The 25,801-nt window shown below is 41.4% G+C and carries 26 protein-coding genes; 19 read left to right on the top strand and 7 right to left on the bottom strand.

From position 1 onward, the window contains the following. Positions 1–72 precede the first annotated feature (72 nt). From FN960_RS14965 to hemY, 11 genes are all read left to right on the top strand, one after another. Positions 73–462: a LiaF transmembrane domain-containing protein gene (locus tag FN960_RS14965; RefSeq protein ID WP_143849626.1), complete on the top strand. Its 390-nt coding sequence runs from the start codon at positions 73–75 to the stop codon at positions 460–462. A 15-nt stretch (positions 463–477) separates the two neighbouring features. After that, complete coding sequence (locus tag FN960_RS14960; RefSeq protein WP_185971052.1) at positions 478–1,095, top strand: PspA/IM30 family protein; 618 nt, start codon at positions 478–480, stop codon at positions 1,093–1,095. A 98-nt stretch (positions 1,096–1,193) separates the two neighbouring features. Beyond that, positions 1,194–1,997, top strand: coding sequence for a DUF4097 family beta strand repeat-containing protein (locus FN960_RS14955; protein WP_143849622.1), 804 nt, complete (start codon positions 1,194–1,196; stop codon positions 1,995–1,997). 30 nt (positions 1,998–2,027) lie between these two features. Beyond that, positions 2,028–2,789: a cell wall-active antibiotics response protein LiaF gene (gene liaF, locus FN960_RS14950; RefSeq protein WP_143849621.1), complete on the top strand. Its 762-nt coding sequence runs from the start codon at positions 2,028–2,030 to the stop codon at positions 2,787–2,789. After that, positions 2,786–3,844, top strand: coding sequence for a sensor histidine kinase (locus FN960_RS14945; protein WP_143849620.1), 1,059 nt, complete (start codon positions 2,786–2,788; stop codon positions 3,842–3,844). Before liaF ends, FN960_RS14945 begins: the two co-directional genes overlap by 4 nt. Then, complete coding sequence (locus tag FN960_RS14940; RefSeq protein ID WP_143849618.1) at positions 3,837–4,469, top strand: response regulator transcription factor; 633 nt, start codon at positions 3,837–3,839, stop codon at positions 4,467–4,469. Before FN960_RS14945 ends, FN960_RS14940 begins: the two co-directional genes overlap by 8 nt. A gap of 60 nt (positions 4,470–4,529) precedes the next feature. After that, positions 4,530–6,680 carry a transglycosylase domain-containing protein gene (locus FN960_RS14935; protein ID WP_260682025.1) on the top strand — a complete coding sequence of 717 codons (2,151 nt, stop codon included), beginning with the start codon at positions 4,530–4,532 and terminating at the stop codon, positions 6,678–6,680. A 165-nt stretch (positions 6,681–6,845) separates the two neighbouring features. Further along, complete coding sequence (locus tag FN960_RS14930; RefSeq protein WP_143849614.1) at positions 6,846–7,484, top strand: hypothetical protein; 639 nt, start codon at positions 6,846–6,848, stop codon at positions 7,482–7,484. 167 nt (positions 7,485–7,651) lie between these two features. Next, positions 7,652–8,707, top strand: coding sequence for a uroporphyrinogen decarboxylase (hemE, locus tag FN960_RS14925; RefSeq protein WP_143849612.1), 1,056 nt, complete (start codon positions 7,652–7,654; stop codon positions 8,705–8,707). A gap of 20 nt (positions 8,708–8,727) precedes the next feature. Next, positions 8,728–9,669 (top strand): ferrochelatase, encoded by a 942-nt coding sequence (gene hemH / locus FN960_RS14920; protein ID WP_143849610.1) that lies wholly within the window; start codon positions 8,728–8,730, stop codon positions 9,667–9,669. Then, a complete protein-coding gene (hemY, locus tag FN960_RS14915; RefSeq protein ID WP_143849608.1) occupies positions 9,666–11,045 on the top strand; it encodes a protoporphyrinogen oxidase in 1,380 nt (459 codons plus the stop codon). Before hemH ends, hemY begins: the two co-directional genes overlap by 4 nt. Before the next feature lie 33 nt (positions 11,046–11,078). Here hemY and FN960_RS14910 read toward each other — a convergent pair whose 3' ends face one another. Next, complete coding sequence (locus FN960_RS14910) at positions 11,079–11,219, bottom strand: YrzI family small protein (RefSeq protein ID WP_143849606.1); 141 nt, start codon at positions 11,217–11,219, stop codon at positions 11,079–11,081. 604 nt (positions 11,220–11,823) lie between these two features. On the opposite strand from FN960_RS14910, the gene FN960_RS14905 reads away from it, so the two are divergent. The 4 genes from FN960_RS14905 to pheA all read left to right on the top strand — a co-directional run bounded on the left by FN960_RS14905 (position 11,824) and on the right by pheA (position 15,219). Then, entirely contained in the window at positions 11,824–12,366 is a 543-nt protein-coding gene (locus tag FN960_RS14905) for a Spo0B domain-containing protein (protein ID WP_143849604.1), read from the top strand. Between the two features lie 39 nt (positions 12,367–12,405). Next, positions 12,406–13,689 carry a GTPase ObgE gene (obgE, locus tag FN960_RS14900; RefSeq protein WP_143849602.1) on the top strand — a complete coding sequence of 428 codons (1,284 nt, stop codon included), beginning with the start codon at positions 12,406–12,408 and terminating at the stop codon, positions 13,687–13,689. A gap of 205 nt (positions 13,690–13,894) precedes the next feature. Beyond that, complete coding sequence (locus tag FN960_RS14895) at positions 13,895–14,335, top strand: transcriptional regulator ThrR (protein WP_143849600.1); 441 nt, start codon at positions 13,895–13,897, stop codon at positions 14,333–14,335. Between the two features lie 17 nt (positions 14,336–14,352). Then, entirely contained in the window at positions 14,353–15,219 is an 867-nt protein-coding gene (gene pheA, locus FN960_RS14890) for a prephenate dehydratase (protein ID WP_143849598.1), read from the top strand. Between the two features lie 80 nt (positions 15,220–15,299). On the opposite strand, the gene FN960_RS14885 is transcribed toward pheA, so the two are convergent. Further along, positions 15,300–15,842, bottom strand: a complete 543-nt coding sequence (locus FN960_RS14885) for a transcription repressor NadR (protein ID WP_143849596.1) — start codon at positions 15,840–15,842, stop codon at positions 15,300–15,302. 186 nt (positions 15,843–16,028) lie between these two features. On the opposite strand from FN960_RS14885, the gene safA reads away from it, so the two are divergent. After that, on the top strand, positions 16,029–17,240 hold the full coding sequence (gene safA, locus FN960_RS14880) for a SafA/ExsA family spore coat assembly protein (RefSeq protein WP_143849594.1): 1,212 nt from the start codon (positions 16,029–16,031) through the stop codon (positions 17,238–17,240). 80 nt (positions 17,241–17,320) lie between these two features. Then, on the top strand, positions 17,321–18,199 hold the full coding sequence (locus tag FN960_RS14875; protein WP_143849592.1) for a YhcN/YlaJ family sporulation lipoprotein: 879 nt from the start codon (positions 17,321–17,323) through the stop codon (positions 18,197–18,199). Between the two features lie 36 nt (positions 18,200–18,235). Here FN960_RS14875 and FN960_RS14870 read toward each other — a convergent pair whose 3' ends face one another. From FN960_RS14870 to FN960_RS14850, 5 genes are read right to left on the bottom strand one after another with little or no spacing between them, the layout of a single operon-like run. After that, on the bottom strand, positions 18,236–19,072 hold the full coding sequence (locus FN960_RS14870; RefSeq protein WP_143849591.1) for a carbohydrate ABC transporter permease: 837 nt from the start codon (positions 19,070–19,072) through the stop codon (positions 18,236–18,238). A 15-nt stretch (positions 19,073–19,087) separates the two neighbouring features. Next, a complete protein-coding gene (locus FN960_RS14865) occupies positions 19,088–20,023 on the bottom strand; it encodes a carbohydrate ABC transporter permease (RefSeq protein ID WP_143849589.1) in 936 nt (311 codons plus the stop codon). A gap of 31 nt (positions 20,024–20,054) precedes the next feature. Next, on the bottom strand, positions 20,055–21,356 hold the full coding sequence (locus FN960_RS14860) for an ABC transporter substrate-binding protein (protein ID WP_143849587.1): 1,302 nt from the start codon (positions 21,354–21,356) through the stop codon (positions 20,055–20,057). A gap of 19 nt (positions 21,357–21,375) precedes the next feature. Further along, complete coding sequence (locus FN960_RS14855; RefSeq protein ID WP_143849586.1) at positions 21,376–22,485, bottom strand: Gfo/Idh/MocA family protein; 1,110 nt, start codon at positions 22,483–22,485, stop codon at positions 21,376–21,378. Between the two features lie 22 nt (positions 22,486–22,507). Beyond that, complete coding sequence (locus FN960_RS14850; protein WP_143849585.1) at positions 22,508–23,263, bottom strand: sugar phosphate isomerase/epimerase family protein; 756 nt, start codon at positions 23,261–23,263, stop codon at positions 22,508–22,510. A 121-nt stretch (positions 23,264–23,384) separates the two neighbouring features. Here FN960_RS14850 and FN960_RS14845 point away from each other — a divergent pair, with 121 nt between their 5' ends. Continuing rightward, the gene (locus tag FN960_RS14845) at positions 23,385–24,293 is read left to right on the top strand and encodes a helix-turn-helix domain-containing protein (RefSeq protein ID WP_143849583.1); all 909 of its coding nucleotides are present in this window, start codon (positions 23,385–23,387) and stop codon (positions 24,291–24,293) included. An 83-nt stretch (positions 24,294–24,376) separates the two neighbouring features. Beyond that, entirely contained in the window at positions 24,377–25,369 is a 993-nt protein-coding gene (locus FN960_RS14840) for a Gfo/Idh/MocA family protein (RefSeq protein ID WP_143849582.1), read from the top strand. The last annotated feature ends 432 nt before the right edge of the window (positions 25,370–25,801 follow it).

The following is a 25,801-nucleotide window of genomic DNA, read 5'->3' as shown; positions in this document are numbered from 1 at the left end:
TGCTGCAGAGCGGCGTAATCTTATCGTGCCTTTCCTATAATAAGTATATCGAAAGGAAAGGAGGAGGAAAACATGAGAAATCGTAAGAACCCTGGCTTGGGTGTTGTCTTAATGATTATTGGTGCGGTCATGCTGCTTGGGATGATTGGTGTTCATCTTGGTGGTCTTGTACCTTTTGCGATCGGTCTTGGTCTATTGTATTGGGGGTATAAGAAATATCAAACGAAAGGCGGCCTATCAGCAGGTAGTTTAACTCTATTCATTCTTGGTGGGATTATGACATTAAGTGGAGTAGGAGCATTGATTCCATTTTTTATTGCTAGTTTATTATTATTCTTTGGTTATCGTTATTTAAAGGATGATGAAGAGCATATGGATGGCAATTATGATTCCACGCCTAATTCAGTAAAATCAAAAGAACGCTCGCTTGATGAAGAGTTTGCAAAAATTATGAATAAATAAAGGAGGATGTTACGTATGGGGATTTCATCTAGAATTCAACGATTAGTAAAAGCATCAGTACATGAAGGGTTAGATCGTATGGAGGATCCGCTCGCTTTAGTGAAGCAGGATATTCGTGATACAAAGGAATCAATTAAAAAGAAAAAAAACCAGATTTCGAAGCAGGAACGGATGCACAGCGTCTTTGAACGTTCGATTGATATGGCAGGAAAGCTAGCTGAGAAAAGGCAGGAGCAAGCAGCGGCAGCATTAGATAAGGAAGAAGAGGACTTTGCGAGAAGAGCGCTTTTAGAAAAGAAACAAGCCTTAAAGGAGCAAGAGCGCTACACCGCATTAATTGAGCAAAATCAGGATTTCATTTTGGAGCTAAAGGAAGAGATCGGGCAGCTGGAGCATTCACTCCTGCACAAAGCTGAAGAGCAGCGGGAGTTAGAACAACAAAAAGAGGCAGCTCGAGCCGGGGCAGAGCTTGAGAAACTATATGCGAAAACAAGCCACGTAAGCCATGTTAAAGAGAGTGATCCCATCATTATGGACAAATGGAAGCAGGCAGCTGCAGAAATTGAGAATGATGATCTTAAGGCCGAAATAGAAGAAGAGCTTGAACAATTAAAAGCTTCTCGCAAGTCATAAAGTAGAGATAGAGATATAGCGAGGGCAACCTCGCTTTTCTATCTTGTGAAATGGGAAAAAATTATATATAGTGACTAATAGACAAAGGCGGTGTGTACATGAAAAAGCTGATAGGCTTCGCCATGATGGGTGTAGGTGTTATACTGTTAATTGTCACTGCAGCGTCTTTTTTCAATTCTAATAACGCTGCATCCAAGGTTTCTGAAGTAACTGAGAATTTGGATGGTATTAAACAGCTAACATTAGAGAGTAAAGCCGTTAATTGGACAGTTATACCTGTTGAAGAGGATGAGCTCACGATAAGTATCTCAGGCAAAGAGGTTCGTGGAATCTTTGATGTGAAACGACAGGGGAATAAGCTAAAGGTGTTAACAGAACAAAAAGGATTTAGGTGGTTTCCATCCTTTTTTGGTGAATTAAAAGACAGGGAAGCCATTGTTTATTTACCAAGCAGCTACTCTGAGGATTTAACCATAGATTCGGTATCTGGTGAGGTTCTTATTGATGGAGATGTAATGTTAGACGATTTTGAGATGAACCTGGTATCCGGCAGTTTTTCAAACAATGGATTGTTACAGATGAATTCCTTGCAAATTGATTCCGTTTCGGGCGGTATAAATGCACAGGGGATCATCAGTGAAGAAGTAAAGGCTGACACCGTCAGTGGTAATATTCGTTTTGAGTATCATGATGGTCAGGAAGAGGTGGCGGTTGATACGGTTTCTGGAGATGTATTTATTTCTGCACCTGAATTAAACGCAAATTACCATATTGAAACACTTAGTGGAACCCTATTTAACCAAGGCTCCACCATACAAGCAAGAGAATATAGTAGTACAATTGGTGAAGGGCAATATCGTATGAACATATCGACCCTTTCAGGAAATATTACAATCGAGTAAGATAGTCATCATAAGCAGGGAGGGAAGGTCATGCGCAGGACAATTATAGGGAGTATTTTTGCAGCAGTTGGTCTCATTATCTTATTTAATACTCTCTCCTTCTTTTCCAATTCTTTTGTAGCCCCCTTGATCTTCCTTGTCTTAGGGGTATTTTTTGTTAAAAAACAAAAGCGAAAGCTCAGCCGATTATTTTTCCTAATAGCTATCGTTATTTTCTTTGGGCAATTATTGCATATTGATTTCTTTTCTTTATTTATAGCACTGGGTCTATTCTATTTTGGCTGGAAAATGGTGAAATCAGATAAAGGCTCCACACCTAAGAAAAAACAGAAACGATCTAAGAAGAAAGAAATAAAAAGTGAGACCGAGGGAGTACCAGCGAAGAATGAAGAACCAGTCATTCAGTCTAGTATGGAACAGCATACGTTTGTTAGAAAAAGCTTTCTCGGTGAGGTTCGATATACACAATCATCCTTTGATTTAAAAGACATGACCATTTGGAATGGGATGGGAGACGTACGTATTGATCTAACAAAAGCCATTATTCCCGAGGGTGAAACATTAATTATTGTTCAAAATGTGATCGGTGATATTCAAATTTACATTCCTGAGGATTTAGGGTATTCTATTCAATCGTTTGTACTTGCTGGTGACTGCTCTATTCTTCAATCGAAGCATTCTGGTGTGAATCAAACCGTGTTAATGCGTTCCCCTTCATATGAGCATAACGTCAGGAAAGTGAAGCTGGTTCTGTCCTGTGCATTGGGATCGGTGAAGGTACGGGCGATATGAAAAAACGTTTCTCCAGCTTTCTATGGCAGTTCGTTAAGCATGGCCTCATTCACTCACTGCTTCTTACAGTTTTAGTTATTCTCATGCTGACAAACGAAGAAAACCGCGGATTCTTCGTTTTGCTAGATCGTAATTTGTTAGGTATGCCATTACTTCTCTGGATTCTCATCCTAATTTTAGTCTCTGGAATAGTAAGTGGATTGCTCTTGGCAGATCCATTGAAGCGAAGACTGGAATCAGTTTTGCACGGAGCTGCGTTATATGAACGTGGAACCTATTCTCATCGGATCCGTATAGATGGAGATGATGAGCTTTCCGAGCTTGTTACCCGAATGAATGGTATGGCTGAGCACGTGGAAGAGCAGGTAGCTTCTCTCCAAAGGCTGTCTACTCGAAATGCGACGATGCAAGACTCTGTTAAACGAGCGGCCGTTACAGAAGAACGACAGCGGCTAGCCCGGGAGCTTCATGACGCGGTTAGTCAGCAGCTTTTTGCGATTTCCATGATGATGGCAGCTATTAAAGAGGGCGCAGAGTCAACGAGAGAAATTAATATGACACAGCTAAAAAGTGTGGAGCGAATGGCAAACCTCGCTCAATCTGAAATGAGAAGCCTACTTCTACATTTAAGACCGACGCAACTAAAGGGAAGAAGTTTAAAAGAAGGCTTGCATCAACTTTTTTTAGAAATGGAAGAGAAACAAGAATTACAAGTCATTCATGATATTGAAGAGGAGCACGAGTTGCCTCAAGGATTTGAGGACCAGCTTTTTCGAATGGTTCAAGAAGCCTTCTCGAATATTCTCAGGCATGCTGAAGCCACAAAGGTTGAATGCTTATTAAAGGCAGGAAAGTCTGAGTGGAAGCTAAGTATTATTGATAACGGAAAAGGCTTTGATCCAGCTGAGATTAGTCAAGGCTCTTACGGGCTCCAGACAATGAGAGAACGAATGAACGAGATTGGTGGCATGCTTCAAGTAAAGTCAGTCAAAGGCAAGGGCACGCAAATCGAGGCCAAAATCCCTTTAGCATGGAGGAAGAACCTGGATGATTAAAGTTCTATTAATTGATGATCATGAAATGGTGCGAATGGGCTTGAGTGCCTATCTATCCACTCAACCAGATATTGAAGTAATAGGAGAAGCGGGAGATGGGAAAAGTGGAACTGCGCATGCATTAGAGCATGACGTTGATGTTATTTTAATGGATTTGGTCATGGAGAACATGAATGGAATCGAAGCAACAAAAGCGATTATGAAAAAGAAGCCGGACAGTAAGATCATTGTGTTAACTAGTTTCATAGATGATGACATGGTCTACCCAGTGATTGAGGCGGGGGCTTTTAGCTATTTACTAAAAACCTCTCAAGCTGCTGACATTGCTAAAGCCATTCGAGCAGCTGCAAATGGTGAGCCCGTTGTTGAATCAAAGGTTGCCACAAAAATGATGAATAAGATGAGAACCGATCAAATTAAGCTTTTACATGAAGAATTAACAGCGAGAGAGCTGGATGTCCTTATGCTAATTGGCGATGGAAAAACCAACTCAGAAATAGGAGATTCCCTGTTTATCGGGATCAAAACAGTTAAAACACATGTCAGTAACATTTTACACAAGCTTGATTTAGACGATCGAACACAGATAGCGATATACGCACATCGTCACGGATTGGTGGAGTAGCTAGCTTTAGTAATATGTAGAAATAAGGGCATGCTACCTGTAAGAAAAGGGGGATCAACATTGCTAAGAAAAATACTAACTTATGTACTCCTTGCTGGTTCAGCCCTTTTAACCGGCTTACTCGTATATGCCATTGTCATATTAGCTGGAAATTATGTAATTGATAATGAAAAACTTGTGATGAATAATTCAAGTGCATTAGTAGATGAATCGGGAAACTTAATTACAAGAGTTTATGTAGAAAATAGACAGCCAGTATCCATAGATGATATTCCAGAACATGTGCAAGAGGCGTTTGTAGCTGTAGAAGATAATCGGTTCTATGAGCATTCGGGCATCGATTTCCGTTCCATAGGAAGAGCGGCTTATCGGAATTTTGCGGCCGGTGGAAAAGCTGAGGGTGGAAGCACCATTACGCAGCAGCTGACGAAAAATGTATTTCTGACGAATGAAAAATCGTGGCTTCGAAAAATAAAAGAAGTCTTTATTTCTATAAATTTAGAACGTAGATATAGTAAAGATGAAATTCTTGAAATGTACTTAAATCAAATCTATTTTGGACATGGAGCTTACGGACTGCAATCCGCTTCTAAACTATATTTTAATAAAGATGTTAGTGAGCTGACTGTAGATGAAGGGGCATTGCTTGCCGGGCTTCCTAAAGCACCAAACAGCTATTCTCCTATCAACGATATAGATAGGAGTAAAGAGCGAAGAGATTTAATTCTAACACTTATGCAGAATCAAGGATTTATTACAGCCGACGAAAGTGTGCGAGCAAAAGGAAAAACGATTGCATTAGATCTGCAAAATCCAGTGAAGGATGAGCCGCTGTATACGTACATTGATATGGTAATGGATGAAGCGGAAAGTCGATATCAGCTTTCTCAAGAAGAGTTGATGACTGGAGGGTACCGAATTGTGGTACCTATGGATCGATCGTTACAGCAAACCACATATGATTTGCTGCAGAACGATGTTTATTTTCCTGAAGGGAACGAGGATGCTCAGGCAAGCGTAATGCTAATGGATAGTGAATCAGGAGGCGTGCTAGCGGTTCAGGGTGGTAGAGATTATGTACGCCTTGGCCTTAATCGTGTGAATGTCAAACGCTCGCCCGGTTCCACTTTTAAACCAATCTCGGTCTACGCACCCGCACTTGAATCAGGAGTTTGGAGTCCATATTCTATGCTTCGGGATGAGTTATTGGCATATGATAATTATCGACCGAAAAATTATAATCATCAGTACCAAGGTGAGCTGACCATGTATGATGCGCTGGTGCAATCAGCAAACGCTCCGGCAGTTTGGTTATTGAATGAACTAGGAATTAATCGTTCATTGGACATGATCGGGAAATTTGGCTTTAAAATCTCCGACCACAGATTAGCCATCGCGTTAGGTGGCTTAAGAGAAGGGGTCACACCTTATCAATTAACAAAAGCCTATCGTGCCTTTAATGAAGAAGGGCGAATCATTGAACCATATTTTATCAAAGAATTATATGATCATAGCGGAGAAAAAATTGGCGCAGCCAGCCCTGTACAAACAGAGGTCATCTCTAAACAAAATGCATGGAATATGACACGCATGCTCGAATCCGTAATTACTGACGGAACAGGAACAGCTGGTACTGTGCAAACACCTCTAGCTGGAAAAACGGGAACCACATCCTTTGATGGAGTCGAAGGGGGAGCAACAGATGCCTGGTTTGTCGGTTATACACCAACCGTAGTAGGAGCGGTTTGGATGGGGTATGATACGACTAATCAAGACCACTACCTAAGAGAGGGAAGCTCTTACCCAACCGTTCTATTTAAGGATATTGTGAATGAGCTCCCAACTGAGCTTCGTGATGTCGCATTTGAGAAACCAGAAGGAGTAGACGATCTATCGCCTCCCGTACCACTATTAGCTATAGAAGATCTTCAAGCCAAGATGAGGGTTGGAGGTAAGGGTCTGTTAAGTGTCGATTTAGAATGGACAGCCTCTGACGATGAGCGAGTCCGTTACAATATCTATGAGGTCCACCGAGGAGAGCGTGAACGAATAGCATCCAACGTAGAAGGCGGATCCTACACATTATCACGACTAAATCCATTCTCCTCAAAAACCTACGAAGTCGTCCCCTATGACAATCAAGCAGGAATAGAAGGAGAAGCTTCAAATTTAGCAGAAGCAGAATTTAATCTAGGATTTTCGTTGAATTAATTGATAAAACCGGTGGATGGATCCACCGGTTTTTGTATTGGAGTGGGTTAGGTTAGGTTAGAGAGGAGGAATCGGCGCGAGAGATGGAAAAGCGGCGGGAAGGGCGGAGGAATCGGCGCGAGAGATGGGAAAGCGGCGGGAGGAGAGGAAGAATCGGCACGAGAGATGGGAAAGCGGCGGGAGGAGAGGAGGAATCGGCGGGAGAGGAGGAAAAGCGGCGGGAAGAGAGGAAGAATCGGCGCGAGAGGTAGGAAAGCGGCGGGAAGAGAGGAAGAATCGGCGCGAGAGATGGGAAAGCGGCGGGAGGAGAGGAGGAATCGGCGCGAGAGATGGGAAAGCGGCGGGAGGAGAGGAAGAATCGGCGCGAGAGATGGGAAAGCGGCGGGAAGGATGGATGATCGGGAAAGAGAAGCAGATATCGGGAAAGAGGAGAGGATATCGGGAAAGAGAAGCGGATATCGGGAAAGAGGAGAGGATATCGGGAAAGAGGAGCAGATATCGGGAAAGAGAAGCAGATATCGGGAAAGAGAGTCGGATATCGGGAAAGAGAAGCGGATATCGGGAAAGAGGAGCAGATATCGGGAAAGAGAAGCGGATATCGGGAAAGAGGAGCAGATATCGGGAAAGAGAAGCAGATATCGGGAAAGAGAACCGGATATCGGGAAAGAGAACCGGATATCGGGAAAGAGCTCACTATATCGAGAAAACCGCACCTCACCGCACCTCACCGCACCTCAACAAAAACTTCTCAACCCTGCCAACCTCTCCATCCCTACCTCCCCATCAAACATAAGCAGCATCTAATTCATCAAATTTATGACAGTTATTCGTTAAGTGTATACATTGGAACTCATGGTTATTATAGTGATAGGAGAGGATTAGGCGCGAGAAATGCTTTTCTATTTGAAATAAAGTAAACTAGAGTTATTATCAATAGCTTTAGGTGTTGGATGTAAAGAGGGGTGGACGTTATGAAAGATAAGCAGTGGAATGATACATTTTTGAAGGCGTGCAGAGGTGAAGCACATGATCATGTTCCGGTATGGTACATGAGACAGGCTGGTAGGTCGCAGCCAGAGTATCGGAAAATTAAAGAAAAATACTCGTTGTTTGAGATTACGCACCAGCCTGAGCTCTGTGCATATGTAACAAAGCTACCGGTGGATCAATATCAAAATGACGCGGCGATTTTATATAAAGATATAATGACACCGCTTCCTGCTATTGGTGTGGATGTGGAAATAAAGTCTGGTATTGGACCAGTTATACATAATCCAATTCAATCAAAGTCAGATGTTGAGAGACTTGGCATGATTGAACCGGAAAAAGATGTTGATTATGTACTTGATACAATTAAGTTACTTAGAACGCAGCTGGATGTACCATTAATTAGCTTTGGAGGTGCTCCGTTCACCCTTGCGAGCTATATGATTGAGGGCGGACCTTCAAGAAATTATCATAAAACAAAAGCGTTTATGTATTCAGATCCTGAGGCATGGTTCCTGTTAATGGATAAGCTTGGCGAAGTGACGATTGCGTATGTTAAGGCGCAGATTAAGGCTGGAGCGCAGGCCATTCAATTATTTGACTCCTGGGTGGGCACGTTAAGTCGTGAGGACTATGTGACCTTTATTAAACCGGTTATGCAACGGATTTTCACTGAGCTTCGCCCTGAAGGTGTTCCGCTCATCATGCATGGAGTGGGAGCTGGACATTTAGCTGAAGAATGGCATAACCTCCCTCTTGATGTGGTTGGTCTTGATTGGAGATTACCTATCGCTGAGGCAAGAAAAAAAGGTATTACAAAAACGGTACAAGGAAACTTAGATCCCTCTTTATTACTTGCCCCTTGGTCAGTCATTGAAGAGAAGGCAAAAGCAATTCTTGATGAGGGCATGAAAACGAATCATTTTGTGTTTAATTTAGGTCATGGCGTATTTCCGGAAGTGGACCCAGCTGTGTTACGAAAGCTAACAGCCTTTGTGCACGATTACTCTGCGTCATACAAACAATCTCAGCAATTATAAAGTAGGTAAAAGGAGTTATCATCGTGAAGAAGAAACTTGGAATACTCGTAATGGCATACGGAACACCACGTTCGAAGGAAGATGTAGAACCATATTATACTCATATTCGACGGGGAAGAAAGCCGAGTGAAGAGGCATTGACAGACCTAATGGACCGGTATGAAGCCATTGGTGGTCTTAGTCCCTTAGCTAGAATTACAGAACAACAGGCGAAAGGTCTAGAAGACTTACTCAATGAAATGCTGGAGGACTACGATGTAAAGGCCTATCTAGGTTTAAAACACATTACACCATTTATTGAGGATGCAGTAGCTGAGATGGTCAAGGATGGAGTAGAGGAAGCAGTAAGTATTGTGCTGGCTCCTCACTTTTCAACCTTTAGTGTGAAATCGTATAATGGCAGAGCCCAGGCTGAGGCCGAGAGACTTGGAGGCTTAACGATTCATAGTGTAGAGAGCTGGTATAAAGAGCCGAGATTTTTAGATTATTGGACCACACAAATTAAAGAAACGATGGATAAAGTAAAGGACAAGTCAAAAACCTGTGTTATTTTTTCAGCGCACAGCTTGCCTGAGAAGATCATTGCGGCTGGAGATCCATACCCAGATCAATTGCAGGAAACCGCAGATCTAATTGCAGAAAAAGCAGGTATCACTCATTATGAGGTTGGTTGGCAAAGTGCTGGGAATACCCCGGAGCCTTGGATTGGACCAGATGTTCAGGATTTAACACGTGATTTATATCACGAAAAAGGCTATGAGGCCTTTGTCTACTGTCCGGTAGGTTTTGTCGCTGATCACCTTGAAGTTCTCTTCGACAACGATTATGAGTGTAAGGTCGTAACGGATGAGCTTGGTGTGGACTATTATCGCCCAGCGATGCCAAATGACCAGCCTGAATTTCTTCTTTGTTTGGCTACCGTTGTCCATCAAAAGCTGATTGAAGGAAGGGACGCTTTGTGAAAAAAAAAGTGGCCATCATCGGAGGCGGGATTACAGGCTTAGCCGCGGCGTATGAATTGGAAAAAGCAAATCAACGAGGCGACGCTGAGATTGAGTACAAGCTAATTGAAGCGTCAAACCGGCTCGGTGGTAAGATTAGAACGCATCAGAGGGACGGCTTCATTATTGAGGCTGGTCCCGACTCTTACTTAAAGCGAAAGCAAAGCATGACTAAGCTCATTACAGAAGTTGGGTTAGATGGCGACCTTGTTTCTAATGATACTGGGCAAGCTTATATTTTAAAGGAACGAACATTATATCCAATGCCAGAAGGGGCAGTGATGGGGGTTCCAACCAAGTTCACACCGTTTGCGACTACAAAGCTATTCAGTCCACTAGGGAAGATACGTGCCTTAGGAGATCTAATAGTGCCTTCTACGATTAAAGCAGATGAGGATGTATCAGTAGGCTATTTCTTTCGTAAAAGGCTAGGGAATGAAGTGGTAGATCATCTAATTGAGCCACTCCTATCTGGGATCTATGGCGGAGATATGGATAAGCTCAGCTTAAAAGCAACGTTTCCTCAATTTCAGAAAATGGTGGAAACACATCAGGGATTAATGAGAGGTTTTAAACATACACGCTCTAAGGCTTCTAACCAAGGCAAAAAAACAGGGATGTTCGCTACATTACAAAACGGTCTTGAATCCTTAGTTGAAGCGGTAGCTAATGAATTAAATGCGAGTAGTGTTCTCTTGAATAAAAATGTGAAAAAAATCACAAAAAAAGAGCACTCGTTTATTTTGACTTATTCCAATGAGGAAGAAGAACGATTTGATGAGGTCATTGTGACCACACCTCCTCCAAAAACAGCGGAATTACTAGGTCATTATCCGTACTTTAACTATTTTAAGGAAATGACTATGTCATCTGTTGCTACCGTGGCTATGGTGTTTCCAGAGAATGCTGTTCATCAAGAGCAAGAGGGAACAGGATTTGTTGTATCAAGAAAAAGCGAGTACAACATCACTGCCTGTACGTGGACCAGCAAAAAATGGCGACATACCACTCCGGAAGGAAAAGTCATTCTTCGTTGTTATGTAGGAAAACCAGGCCATACAGAAATTGTGGGTCAATCGGATGAGACGATTATCCAAACCGTTCTTGAGGATTTGACTAACGTTATGCAGATCGACTGTGAACCTGATTTTTATTATGTTAGTCGTTGGTCGAACCCACACTATCAGGTCGGACATACATTTAGACTGGAAAAAATGCGAGAAGATATCGAGATGCATTTACCTGGATTATATCTTGCAGGTGCGGGCTTAGAAGGAGTCGGCTTACCTGACTGTATTGATCAGGGAGTGAAAGCTGCTCAATCTGTTATTAGCTAAAAAAAGAAGCGGACATCATCTGTCCGCTTCTTTTTATCTGTATAAATAATGTTTCGCGCGTTCAATTTCAAGCTGCTCTGTTAGACGCTGGTGTCTCGCGAACTGTTCTAACTCAGCCTGTGAATATCGGCGTTTCTTAATCACAATTGTGAAAAAAATAAAATGTACGACCACGTTTGGTTCCTCCTGTCTCTCTGTTCATTCCGTACTTCAGGTGAGACCTTTCACCTTCTTGTACCAATCTAGTACTGATCTGTTGTTCATTCCGTGCATAATAATACCTCCTATTCAAATTATTACTAATAAAAAAGTGCACAAAAAAACCGCAGTTTATTCTGCGGGTTTAAAAAAGCCGCAGGGAGCATCATCCCTGTGACTAATATACTCTTAGTTAGAGTAGCACAATTTTAGTAGTCGTTTTCTTCAAGAAGAATGTGGGCATGAGCAGTATTCATATTAAATTTTTGAGTTAGCGTTTTTAGCATCATCATGTTGCTCAGCTCCCTTCTTCAAAGTTTAACTTACAACGTAAAGTATACAGAATGGATAATATTGTGTAAAGGCTTTTTGTGAATCTTTTTTGACTAAAATAAATAATCGCTTGACAAATCGAAGTATTTATTATTTTTGTATAGTGTTTTAACGTTTTTTTGTGCATGAACTTTTCAATAGAAATAATATTTGTCTTCGTTTTCTGTTTGCACAAGATATTCTATGATAAAATGGTTTGTACACTTGACGACTCTTTCTATCCCATCTGCACACAAGGAGCGTTTTCATGAGCAAACATGAGGATATCATTTTAGCACTTAAACATACCAGACATGATTGGCTCAATGTGATTCAACTCATTAAAGGCAATCTAGCACTTGGACATTACGAAAGGATCGAAGACATTATTCAGCAAACAACGGATCATTCTTTAAACGAAAGTAAGTTGTTTAATATATCTGCACCTGAGTTAACGCTTTTTTTAATTGGCTATAACTGGTCAAGCCAAAAGGTAAAGCTTAGTTATCATGTAGAAGGAGAAGAATTTACTTTAACAGATTGGGATCAACGGCTTCTAAATACGTTTAAAGCGATTACTGACATTCTTTCTAATGCCTCATCGCTAGCCATTGAGAACAGCCTATTAATTAGCTTTACCTTCTATAAAAATGATTTCAAAATAATGTTTGAGTATGCAGGTAAAACAGATTTAAAAGAAAGTAATTGGGACGATGCGATTACAAATGCATCTAAAGATGGAATAAGGCTCAGTTTGCTGCAGCAGACTGAATATGAGTGTATATTGAGTATTTTAATAAATGAATCGTAATCGGCTGTAGCTGAATACAAACTAGAGGTGAAAGCAAAGATGTTTGTGGATAAGGTTAAGGTTTTTGTTAAAGGAGGAGACGGTGGGAATGGTCAAGTCTCTTACCGAAGAGAGAAATACGTTCCTGACGGTGGACCTGCTGGTGGTGATGGTGGACGTGGAGCCAGTGTTGTATTTGTAGTGGAAGAGGGATTAAGAACATTAATGGACTTTCGTTACAATCGCCATTTTAAGGCACCAAAGGGAGATAACGGACGCCCGAAAAATCAACATGGTGCTAATGCGCAGGATATGATTGTTAAGGTGCCACCGGGTACAACGGTTATTGATATAGTTACAGGTCAGATTTTAGCGGATTTAACGGAGGCTGGTCAGAAGGCGGTTATCGCTAAAGGTGGTCGAGGTGGTCGAGGAAATACACGTTTTGCTACACCGGCTAATCCAGCGCCAGATACGGCAGAGAATGGTGAGCCTGGTCAGGAACGAGAGGTCTCACTTGAGCTTAAGCTTTTAGCGGACGTAGGTTTGGTTGGATTTCCGAGCGTGGGCAAATCAACGTTATTATCGGTTGTATCAGCAGCAAAGCCAAAGATAGGTGATTATCACTTTACAACCTTGGCTCCAAACTTAGGGGTGGTAGAAACAGCGGATCACCGTAGCTTTGTAATGGCTGATTTACCTGGTTTAATTGAGGGAGCTCATGAGGGTACCGGACTAGGTCATCAATTTCTCCGTCATATTGAACGAACACGCGTTATTGTTCATGTCATTGATATGGCAGCGATGGAGGGGCGTGACCCTTATCAGGACTATCTGAACATTCAGGAGGAACTGAAGCAGTACAATCTTCGTTTAACAGAGCGTCCAAAGCTTATTGTGGCTAACAAAATGGATATGCCTGAGGCCGAAGAGAACTTATCAGCCTTTAAAGAACAATTAAATGAAGAGACTCCGATCTTTCCAATCTCCGCTCTGACGAAGGATGGCTTAAAAGGTCTTTTACAGCAAATTGCAGATGAGCTGGAAAAAGCTCCACAGTTCCCCCTTTATGAAGAGTCGGAAGAAGAAACTCGAGTTCTATATAAGCACGAAAAACGGAAGGAACCTTTTATTATAACACGTGGTGATGATGGGGTTTACGAGGTTGCTGGAGCAGAGCTAGAGCGTTTATTTAAAATGACTGATTTTCAACGTGATGAATCGGTACGACGATTCGCTCGTCAACTTCGGAAAATGGGTGTGGATGCAGCATTGCGAGAGCGTGGCGCTCAAAACGGGGAGCTTGTGCGCATCCTGAATTATGAATTTGAATTTATCGAATAGAGCATCATAGATGTCTTAGGCGTAGGTTTAGTAGTTACTCGTATCCGAACAACACGTCAAGCCATGACGTATTGTTCGGATTTTTTAATCCATACGCGTCCTTTGGTTATTAGTTGTCAAATAACCATACAGCTCCTATAATGGGGGAAGTACGTTTGTACACTCTGTATGAACAGCGTTGAATGTAGGGAGATGATTTTGACAGATGTCAGCGAGAAGGTTCTTCCTGATTAGAGAGGATATTTTAACTGATGCTATGTTGAAGACATTGGAAGCAAAAGCTATGCTCCAATCCGGCGAAGCAAAAAAGATAAATGAAGCCGCTCAAAAAGTTGGCTTAAGTAGAAGTGCCTTTTATAAATATAAAGACGGAATTTTTCCTTTTCATGCAATGGCTAAGGAAAAGATTGTTACCTTATCAATTAATTTGTTAGATAAATCAGGAACACTGTCGGATTTATTAGCAGTTGTGGCTGATACTGGGGCGAATATTCTAACGATAAATCAAACGATACCCTTACAAGGCAGAGCGCATATTACTTTATCGATTGATACTGCACCGATTAACATGCAGTTGGATGAATTATTTGAAAGAATGAAACAGCTTAATGCAGTTGAGAAAGTGGAACTAGCTGGCTCAGGATGAGAAAGGAAGAGTATGACATGAAAGTCGGATTTTTAGGACCAAGAGGAACATTTACAGAAATGGCTGCGCGTGCGCTCTTTCCAGACAAGGAGTTAATTCCTTGCCAGACCATTCCGCTTAGCATGGACAAAGTATCAACAAATGAAATTGACCTCACTGTTGTGCCAATCGAGAACACAATAGAGGGCTCGGTTAATTTGACGCTCGATTATTTAATTCATAAGCAGCGTTTGCCTATCATTGCAGGCGTAACGGTGACCATTGCCCAACAGTTTTTAATGCATCCTATTCAATTGGAAAAGGGAAACGTGCCTGAGCGAGTATTGTCTCATCCCCATGCATTAGCACAATGTCATGATTTCTTAAAAGAGACCTATCCAGACTCGCAGCTTGAGTATACGAACTCTACTGGTTCAGCTGCCGAGTGGCTGTCGACTAACCCTGAGGTGCCAGCTGCCTGTATAGCAAACGAGCTTGCGGCCAAGGAATATGGATTAACCATTGTTCACAAAGACATTCAAGATTATAGTAGCAATCGTACGAGATTTCTTGTATTAGGGCGTCCAGGTGATACACATCAAGTTGAAGGTCCCTACAAAATTAGTGACCGTACAACACTAATGATTACCTTACCCGAAGATTATACTGGCGCGCTACATCAAGTGTTATCTGCTTTTGCATGGCGGAAACTCAATTTATCTAAAATTGAATCCAGACCAACAAAAACAGGGTTAGGAAATTATTATTTCATTATTGATATTGATCAAAAGATGGATGATATTCTCATACCTGGTGCAATTTCAGAGCTTGAAGTGCTAGGCTGTAAAGTTGAGCTTCTTGGCAGCTATACATGTTATTCGTTAACTGATCTTAGAGTTGTTTAACATATAAATTTAATAAGAAAAGCCAAACAAAGATGTGGTTAGACTCACAACATTGTTTGGCTTTTCTATGTTATGTAAGATTAATCCGTTTCTTTCAGTAAAATTCCTGCTTTTTCTAAAGCTTGACTGGCTAACTCAATTTGTGAGGCATGTTCGGCTTCAACGGTATGGAGATGAATACCTTCCGTTAAAGCGGAGAGCAGGGAAGCTTTTGATTGCCTCATGTTTTCATAAAATTGATCTGCATCCTGTCTACTTTGTATCATTAGCGAGGCAGTGAGCTCACCATATAACGGGTGCTCTATGATTACATCACGTACGAATAAACCGTGATCAACCATAATATAAAGCTCATCAATGGTGTGAGAAAAATCGTGTTTACAGGCTAACAGCTTTGTTGTTACCTGTGAAGTGGCTTTAGGAAGTAGCATATATCCCTGCGATGTTGCAAATATGTCATAGCTTTTAGCTTTAAGTAAAGAAATATCTTGTACAATGACTTGTCTGCTTACACCTGAACGTTTTGCGAGTTCACTTCCGGTAATAGGAGCGTTGTTCTCACCTAACCACTGAATAATCGCTTGGCGACGTTTCTCTCCAGGTAATTTATCTCCTTTTGTCATGATTTCACCTCATTTTAACCAGTTCTCATTCTTATAATTATAGCATGACCCAGTTTTATTTCACGTTTTTTCGGTCTAACTTTTTAGATTACGTCATACAATGTTGACGACAGATGAATGATGACATGTAGCAATTTGCCCAAGTCCCGCATAAGATAAACGGATGACTAAGAAGGGGTTGATAAGGTGAAAATACACATTGTACAAAAAGGAGACACACTTTGGAAGCTTTCCAAAAGCTATGGTGTAGACTTTAATGAGTTAAAGAAGGCTAACTCCCAATTAGCTAATCCAGACATGATTATGCCAGGGATGAAAATAAAAATTCCATCAGGGAGTGTAGCAGTCAAAAAGGAAGCAGGTCAAGCTAAGGATTACTCAAAGGAAACGATGAAGCCAAAAGAAAGTAAAAAAGAACAGATCAAAGTAGAGTCAAAACCCAAAAAAGAAGCAATCAAACCTACTGTTAAACCAAAGGCGCAACCTCAACCAGTGATGATGCCACATAAACCAGTGAAAGAAACACAGAAAAATTATCAAGCAAATATGAATATCTATATGCAACAAAAGCCAAATACTCCTCCACCACCAGTTGCACCTGAGATGAAACCTGCAAAAAAAATGGAGTCTGTAAATAAAGAAAAAAAAGGAAGTACGCAGCCAAATCAACAGAAGCCAAGTGCGCAGCAAGCAAAGAAACAGCCGAACCAAGCATGGCCAAATGCTCAGCAAGGGACTATGCAACCAAATCAGAAAAAGCCAACAGCACAACAAGGGAGTATGCAACCAAACCAAAGCTGGCCAAGTGCACAGCAAGAGAATATGCAACCAAATCAAGGCTGGCCAAGTGCACAGCAAGGCTATATGCAACCAAACGAAGGCTGGCCAAGTGCACAGCAAGGTTATATGCAACCAAACGAAGGCTGGCCAAGTGCACAGCAAGGTTATATGCAACCAAACCAAGGCTGGCCGAGTGCGCAACAAGGCATGCACTATCCAAATCAGCCAATGCCGAATATGCATCCAGAAATGATGCAGCCAAATCAAGGCTGGCCGTCTGCAGAACAAGGAATGAATTCACAATGGAATCAGCCTTGTTACACGCCTATTAGCCCAATGATGCCGGGGTGTGCGCCATGTCCACCACCAAGACCACATCATCACCATCATCCACATCATCATGGACCATGGCACAATCAAGGTGGTTATGCACCTAATGGATCTTGGGGAATGCAGCCTCAACCTGAGTTGTATCAAGGAAATGGGCATCCAAATTACGAACAAGAGCCTACGGAACCGATGACAATGAATGCTTATGGGCAAATGATGCCAATGTCGCGTTATCAGCAGACAGAGCATCTTAATCAATACAAAGAACAGGACGATTATGAGGATTAACATTTAATCGTACCCAAGAACTAACAGAGTAGAAATAGCCTCCTTTAGACAAAATAAAGTCGAAAGGAGGCTAAACAAATATGAAGAAAATAGCGATCACTTGTACAACGGTTATCCTTTTATCTACTGGACTTTTAGGAGCGTGTGGCAATCCTGATGACACAGGAACAAACACTCAGTCAATGAATCGCGGGGCACGTATGAATTCAGAAGGTCCTGTGACAGATATGATGACTCCGGATAATGGATATGCTGGTATGCGTGGGAATAACTATGGGACAGGCTTTTATGGAGCTGGATCTCAAGGGGCAGGCAATGACTTTCGTGGCACACGTGGGTATGGATATACCAATAATCAAGGCCTAAAAATGGATGGAACCAGTGTAAAACGCTCAAGCTATCGAAATACTCAACATGGAAAAGGCTTAGCGCGTGGAATCACCGGTGACAACCGTGTGGGTATGATTGATGACAACGGTATGATCTATGACGGAGCCACTCACATGGAAACTGGTCAAAACAAAAAGCTACCTCGTGATAGTCGCTTTGGTGTTGAAAGCCGTGATGGCATGCGGAACCAAGGTCATGATTCAGAAATGAATTATGATGATAATTACGATGGCGAAACTGTTGAAAACATTCGCACTCATGTTGCCGAAATAGATGGCGTGAAAGATTCACGTGTAATGGTCTATGACGATCAAGTGGTTGTAGCTGTTATGCAGGATGATAACCATCATGGCGATCTTGAACAGGACATTAAGGACGGAATTAAAAACCTGACTAATGGAAAAGACGTTCGAGTTCTGACGGATGACGAAGCATTTAATCGCGTTCAAGAAACCGATGATAGGCTTCGTAACGGCGAAGCCTTTGACAATGTGCGTGATACAGTGAATGACATGATGAAGGATTTAGGCGATGCAGCTCAACGTCCTTTTGAAGGAATGCGTCGATAAGTAGTAAAAACCGATGAGCTTAGCTCATCGGTTTTTTTAGCCTTTTATACCTGTAAACGTAATGCCTCGAATAAATGTCTTCTGCATAAAGAAAAAGAGGATAATAATTGGTAAGGTCATCATTGTGGAGACAGCCATCATCATATGCCACTGAGAGCCTTGTTGATTCTGGAATTGCTGAAGACCTAACGAAAGTGTATAAGAAGCTTCATTTGTCAGATAAATAAGTGGGCCAAGGAAATCGGTCCATGACGCCATGAATTGGAATAACGCAATTGCTAGCACGGCTGGCTTAGCTAAAGGGAACATGATTTGCCAATAAATTCGCCATTCACTGGCGCCATCAATTTTTGCTGCTTCACGTAGGGTATCAGGCAGCCCTTTAAAAAATTGCCTAAGTAAAAAGATTGAGAAAGGTACACCAAAAAACGCAGGAACAATCAGAGGTAGATTTGTTCCAACCCATCCAAGCTCATTAAAAAGCAAAAATAGAGGAATCATTGTTACCTGTGCTGGAATCATCATGACACCAATGGTAATAACAAACAAAGTGTTACGTCCACGCCATTTTAACTTGGCAAAGCTATAAGCAACAAGCGGACAACTGATCACAACGCCGATCGTACTCATTATGGTAATAATGGCTGTATTAAAGGTGTATTGCCAAAAAGGGATGTACTCCGTAGCTTCTACATAGTTCTGCCATTGAATAGGCTCAGGAAGAAACTCGGGTGGAATCGTAAACACTTGCGTTAATGGCTTTAAAGATGTTGATACCATCCAAATAAAAGGAATGAGAAAAAGAATGGAGGCAAAGATTAGAACAGAGTGAGCATAGATACTTTGCATCCGTTTTTTAGCTAGGGCACTCATAATTTGCCTCCTTTATTATCCTTGATAATGAACCCATCGTTTGGAGCTCCAGAACACAAATGCAGTCAAGCTCATAATAATAAAGAAAAGAATCCATGCCATTGCTGAGGCGTATCCCATTCTAAAATAGTTAAAGGCATTGTCGTAAAGATACATCACATAGAATGTTAAGGCGTCAGCTGGACTACCCGAACCGTTAGTCATCGTGTATGGTAGCGTAAATTGCTGGAATGCACCAATGAATCCCATAACGAGATTAAAGAATATGACAGGTGTTAATAACGGAATTGTGATTTTAAAGGTCTTCTGAAGAAAGCTGGCACCATCTACATCAGCTGCCTCATAATATTCTTCAGAAATGTCTGAAAGGCCAGCAAGATAAATAATCACTGCCTGGCCAATCCCCCATAAGGACATCAGGATTAACGAAGGCTTCGCCCAAAATAAACTACCTAGCCACGGGGGGCCCTGAATACCAATAAGATTTAGTGCATTATTGATAAGTCCGAATTCTGGGTTCAACAACCAAATCCATAGAATCGCCAATGCCACATGCGGTACAAGGGTAGGTAGAAAGAAAATCGTTCGATACACAGCCATCCCTTTGATTTTCATATTGAGGATCATCGCTAAGGCGACTCCAAATATGATACTCAAAGGAACAAAGAAGACGGCGAAATACACTGTGTTCCAAATAGAGATCCAAAATAACTCATCTGTCATAAGTTCTCGATAATTGGCCAGACCTATAAATTCCCCTGCCTGAAAGATGCTGTAATCTGTAAAGCTGTAATAAACAGATGAGAGGAGAGGATAAGCGAAAAATAGAAGCAATCCGATGACCCAAGGAGATGCAAATAACCAGCCAGTTAGATTTTCATTCGAACGTTTTGATTTTTTTGTGGCAGGTGAGGGTTCAGAAGGCTTGGTTTTTGGTATATTCGTGTTCATCTCATAACCTCCCGATTAAATGATTGACACACTATTCAACATTCACTCGATTATTTACTTTTTCCAAAAGCTCTTCAGGTGTGCCACGACCATGAATGGCGTATTCAACCATTTTATCGAGCTCATTCCATAATAACTGGCCATTTGGAATGGGGGGACGAGCATTGGAGTCAGGTAGAATATCAATAAATTCTCTCATAATCGGGTCATCACCGTACAGGTCTTCGTTGACGGTATCAATGACAGACATCTGGTTATCAATTTCATTAAAGGTTCGTTGACCCTCTTCACTTCCAATGTATTTCATAAATTCCCATGCCTCTTCTTGATTCCTAGATCCCTTAGGCATAATGATTGACATACCACCTGACCAAGTGGAAAAGTTGTCACCAGTTGGAGTTGGTATAGGTGTAACTCCATAGTTCAAATCAGGGTTATATTGATTAATATTCGATATAGCAAAAGGTCCATCTATCTTCATACTGTATAGTTCAAGATTAAATGGATCCATCTCATTACTTCCTTGAGCGGTATCAAAACTAGTGATGGTTGCTGCGTCGTATTTATCTGCAAAGCTAACGAGCCATTCCAACGCTTCAATATTTTTAGGATGAGTTAAGGTTAAACGATTGGTTTCTTCGTCATAGAACTCGCCACCAAAAGACCAACCCCAAGTATAGAACCATCCTTGAGCCGTCCAAGGTACCATACCAATTTGTTGTATGTTACCGCTTTCAAAAGTGGTTAATAAATCAATTGCCTCTTCAAGTTCAGTGATTGTAGTTGGTGGATGATCTGGGTCAAGACCGACTTCTTCAAAGCGGTCCTTATTATAAAACAATAATCTAGAATCTGTTGTAAGGGGGATGGCATAATACTCATCCTCATACATTGTCTCTAATGCTGAGTAATCATAATATTTATCCATGTCGAATTCATCTCTTTCAATGAATGGGGAAAGTGATTCTAAAGAGTTTTCTGCGGCATATTGAGCTACTTTAAATCGATCAAATTGAGCAAGATCAGGAGGGTTGCCTCCGGCGATAGCCGTCAGCAACCTTTGATCGTCTCCTTCTGAAGATGCACTATAGATGGACTGTACAAAAATATCGTCTTGACTTCTGTTGAAATCCTCAACTACCTGTTCAATGGCTTCCAGACCAGTACCCGTATAATTATGCCAGTAGGTAACGGTCGTTTTTCCTTCGACTGAAATTGTTTCTTCTAATTCTTCCTCTGCATCCGTTGCGTTAGAACAACCAGTAGCTATAAGTAATGTGCTTAAACATACCCCGATTAGATAGTGTTTCGAATACTCAGAAGACCTCAACATAGCTAATGACACCCTTTCATTAACTCGAAGTAGAGAACTGCTCTTTCTGATCAAAATAAATCGTTTTTCCTGTTTTAGATGATTCGTAAATCGCTTCAAGAATTTCACTTACGACTAATGCTTCTTCAGGTTTTACAAATGGCTCTGTATCGTTAATGATCGCCTCAATCCAAAGTCTTGCTTCACGGTCAGCTTGGCTTTCAGTTCCACCTTCATAATAAGCTACGCCACCAGCTGCTAGATCAGGCTTAGTTACATACAATCTGCTTAGCTTTTCACCATTAATGCGTAGACCATCACGCATATCTGCACCAGCTTTTGTTCCGCAAATGGTTGTTTTGGCTTCATCCACATCAAGTGTATTTAAGGCCCAGCTCGCTTCAAGTGTTACCGTTGCACCGTTTTCCATTGTGATAAAAGCAAACGCAGAATCTTCTACTGTAAATTCTTTTGGATCCCAAGGACCAAAGGCATTTGCAGCATTTTCTGTGTCAGAAAGCTTATAATACACATTACCAACAACACTTTTCACCTTGTAGTTATTAAGTGTCCAGAGTGTTAAGTCGATCGCATGAGTACCGATATCAATTAACGGTCCGCCACCTTGTTCTTCTTCATTTAAGAATACGCCCCAAGTTGGAACCGCACGACGACGAACAGCGTGAGCTTTAGCATAATAAATGTCACCAAATTCATCCTCTTTAACAAGCTCTTTAAGATAAAGTGAGTCATTACGGTAACGGTTATCGTAACCAATCGTTAGTTTCTTACCAGTACGCTTTGCTACTTCAACCATCTCGCGAGCTTCTTTAGCAGTTTTAGCCATTGGTTTCTCGCAAAGAACGTGTTTACCAGCTTCCATTGCTGCGATACTGATGAATGAATGTGATTTGTTTGGCGTACAAACATGGACCACATCAATAGAAGAATCATTTAAAAGTTCTTTGTAATCTGTGTAAACATCTGCACCCTCAACACCATAATCAGCTGCTGCTTTTTCTGCTTTTTCCTTAACAATGTCACAGAAGGCAACCATTTGAACTTGCTTCACTTTAGCAAGGCTCGGCATTTGTTTTCCGTTCGCGATTCCACCGCAACCAATAATTCCAATACGTACGACTTTTTCCATGATTAAAAACTCCTTTAGTATGTTATAGAATTGATTTTAAATAAGAAGCACTAATACCAATTGATTTTATTTCATCCATGCTATATTCTTCTTGTTCAACGATATACCATTGAACTTGATGTGAAGCGGCAGCTGAAATGATTTCTTTAAAATTCATAACTCCTGAGCCAACCTCAACATTTATCTTTTCTTCAAGATTGTTCATATCTTTGATGTGTAATGCTTTAATACGTTGTTTATAGCGGTTAATCCAATCAACTGATTTTAAACCAGTTGCTTCTAGCCAGTATGTATCAAGTTCCATAAAGACCTTGTTTGGATCACTGTGTGCAAACAACAGATCAAGACCATACTCACCATCAAACGTTTGTAACTCGATATCGTGGTTATGGTAGCCGAAAGCTATTCCTGAGGCTGCGCACGTTTCGCCAATTCGCGTAAATTGCTCAGCTGTACGCTTATATGCGTCCGCGCTATTGCGATACTCATCTGGTAATCCAGGACAAACGATGAAAGGGCTTTCAATTTCTAGAGAATAGTCAATAACTTTTTCAAGATTATTCTCAAGCTCTTGAATCCCGACATGACTTCCGGCAGCTTGAAGCTGGTTGCTCTCAAGTCGTTGCTTAAGCTCTTTACTTGATTTGCCGTGATAACCGGCGAATTCAACTCCGTCATAGCCAGCCTTTGCCACGGCATCTAGTGTTCCAAAAAAATCCTCGGCACATTTCTCTTTGACTGAATAAAGCTGCAAGCCAATTTTTTTCACTTTATACACAACCTTTCCTTCCTAAAGCTATAACACAGTAAAAATGTAACATGAAGCAGGAAAAGGAGATATACTTATAGTATTATAAAGTATAAGATATTTGTCATAGGGGAGAAGGAGAGTTAGTGAAATGGTTATAAAAACAGAAGTTAAACATGAGCACGTTCTAAAAGAGAACGCCTTAAACCAGCCGATTCAGTGTCATGTAGAGCATAGTCTTCCTTCTAATCAAATCGCCCCTCCACATTTTCATGAAGCGATTGAATTATTATTTTCCTTTTCGGGAAAAGCACGAATGTTTGTCGGTGGAGAAACGTTTTTTATGAATGAAGGGGACTTAGTCATTATTAATTCTAATGAAGTTCACTCTATATTTGCTGAAGACGGGGAAGAAACACGATATCTTGTGATTAAACTCGAGCCCGAGGTACTATATTCGACCTCACGCTCCATCTTTGAGTCAAAATACGTGCTGCCATTTACAGTGGCAAAAACAAGTCCGCAAACCCTATTAACAAAAAAAGAAACCGAGTACACGGCAATCTCAACCATTATTAATCAAATTATGAAGGAGTTTTATTTAAAGGAGTACGGCTATGATTTTGCGATCCGAATTCATATCTGCTCCATATTTTTGGAGGTACTACGCTACTGGCGTAATCAAGGCGTCGCTGTCCGTGAGAAGGAGCCCTTTAATGAAGTAGAGTTAAACCTTATGCGTGAGGTATTTGACTTGATTGAAAAACAGTTTCATTCCGGTATCACCGCTAGAGACGCTGCAAAGCATTGCAAGCTAAGCTATAGCTATTTTTCTCGCAAGATCAAAGCTGTAACAGGCAGGTCCTTTACAGAACTCTTAAATTATGTGCGTGTAACCGAAGCAGAAAAATTACTATCAACAACAAATCTTACGGTCACTGAAATAGCTGTAACGGTTGGTTATTCCAGCACAAGCTATTTCATTCAGCAGTTTAGAGGCTTCAAAAAAACCTCTCCATATCAATTTAGAAAAAAACTCATCTCAAACGATTTAAAATAAATATCACTTTTTTGTCTTGACAGAATGAGACGAACCTGACTAGGATGTATTATGAAAACGATTACTTCACAGGGGATGATTAAATGATTAAAGTAGCGATGCTAAGTCGTTGGCATGTCCACGCAAATGACTACGCAAGAGAAGCCAATGCAAATAAAGATATTGAAATTGTAGCGGTTTGGGACGAAGACGCTAAACGCGGTCAAGACTGGGCAGAAGAGCTAGGCGCAGATTTTGAATCAGACTTAGATGCTCTTCTTGCAAGAGAAGATATTGATGGAGTCATTGTGGATACACCTACAAACCTTCACGAAAAAGTAATCATAGCAGCAGCTCAAGCAGGTAAGCATATTTTTACAGAGAAGGTTTTAGCGATTACGGATGAAGGAGTTCAAGATATTCTTAACGCCGTAAAAGATAACAAGGTTTCCCTTATGCTTTCCTTACCAAGATTAAACGACCCTTCTTATCTATACGCACAAAAAGCATTGGATGATGGCTTACTTGGAGAATTAACTTCTATCCGCTGTCGACTTGAGCATGGTGGTGGTGTTCCAACGGATTCAAGCCCAAATGGCTGGTTGCCAGAACACTTCTATAATGCTGACCAGTGTGGAGGAGGTGCCTTAATTGACCTTGGTGCGCACCCTATTTACCTCACAAATCGTTTAGCTGGAGATGTAGAATCCGTCCTATGTGAAATGGGTTATTTTATAGGCAGAGAAGTCGATGATCATACCACTGTCATCACTCGCCACAAATCAGGCGCAATGGGCGTCATTGAAGCAGGCTTTGTCGCAAACGGCAGTCCATTTATACTTGAACTACATGGTACAAAAGGAAGTATTCTAGTTGAAGAACGTGATCTGAAAATCCGCTCAAGCGAATTAGGTGACGGAAACTGGCAAACACCAGAGCTACCAGAACAAGAAAGTAGTGCTATGCAGCAATGGGTAAACGAAATCCTCCATAAACAAGAGCCTAGAATTACTCAGAAGGATATGGTTGAGCTCACTCGAATCAACGTAGCAGCTAAGAAGTCAGCAGAAGAAGGTAAGAGAGTGTCTTTAGGATAAAAAATATCATAAGAATGGATGATAACCTCGTATCACTTTTGGTGATGCGGGGTTATTTTTGGTTGGGAGCTTGTGAAAGGGGAGGAGGTGGCGTGGGTCTTGGTAACAGCAGTGTCCCTCTTGGTGAAGAGAGCATCTTTCTTGGAGAGAGGGGTTGGGTCTTGGAAAAAGAGGTGTTCCTCTTGGTAAAGAGAACATTTTTCTTGGAGAGAGGGGGTAGGTCTTGGTAACAGCAGTGTTTCTCTTGGTAAAGAGAACGTCTTTCTTGGAGAGAGGGGTTGGGTCTTGGAAACAGAGATGTTCCTCTTGGTAAAGAGAGCATCTTTCTTGGAGAGAGGGGTTGGGTCTTGGAAACAGAGGTGTTCTTCTTGGTGAAGAGAGCGTCTTTCTTGGTAAGAGGGGTTGGGTCTTGGAAACAGAGGTGTTCTTCTT

The organism is Alkalicoccobacillus porphyridii (genome assembly GCF_007293315.1).
GTDB lineage: Bacteria > Bacillota > Bacilli > Bacillales > Bacillaceae_D > Alkalicoccobacillus > Alkalicoccobacillus porphyridii.
Note: the sequence above shows the minus strand (reverse complement) of the source record. Positions and strands in the feature narration are given on the sequence as shown.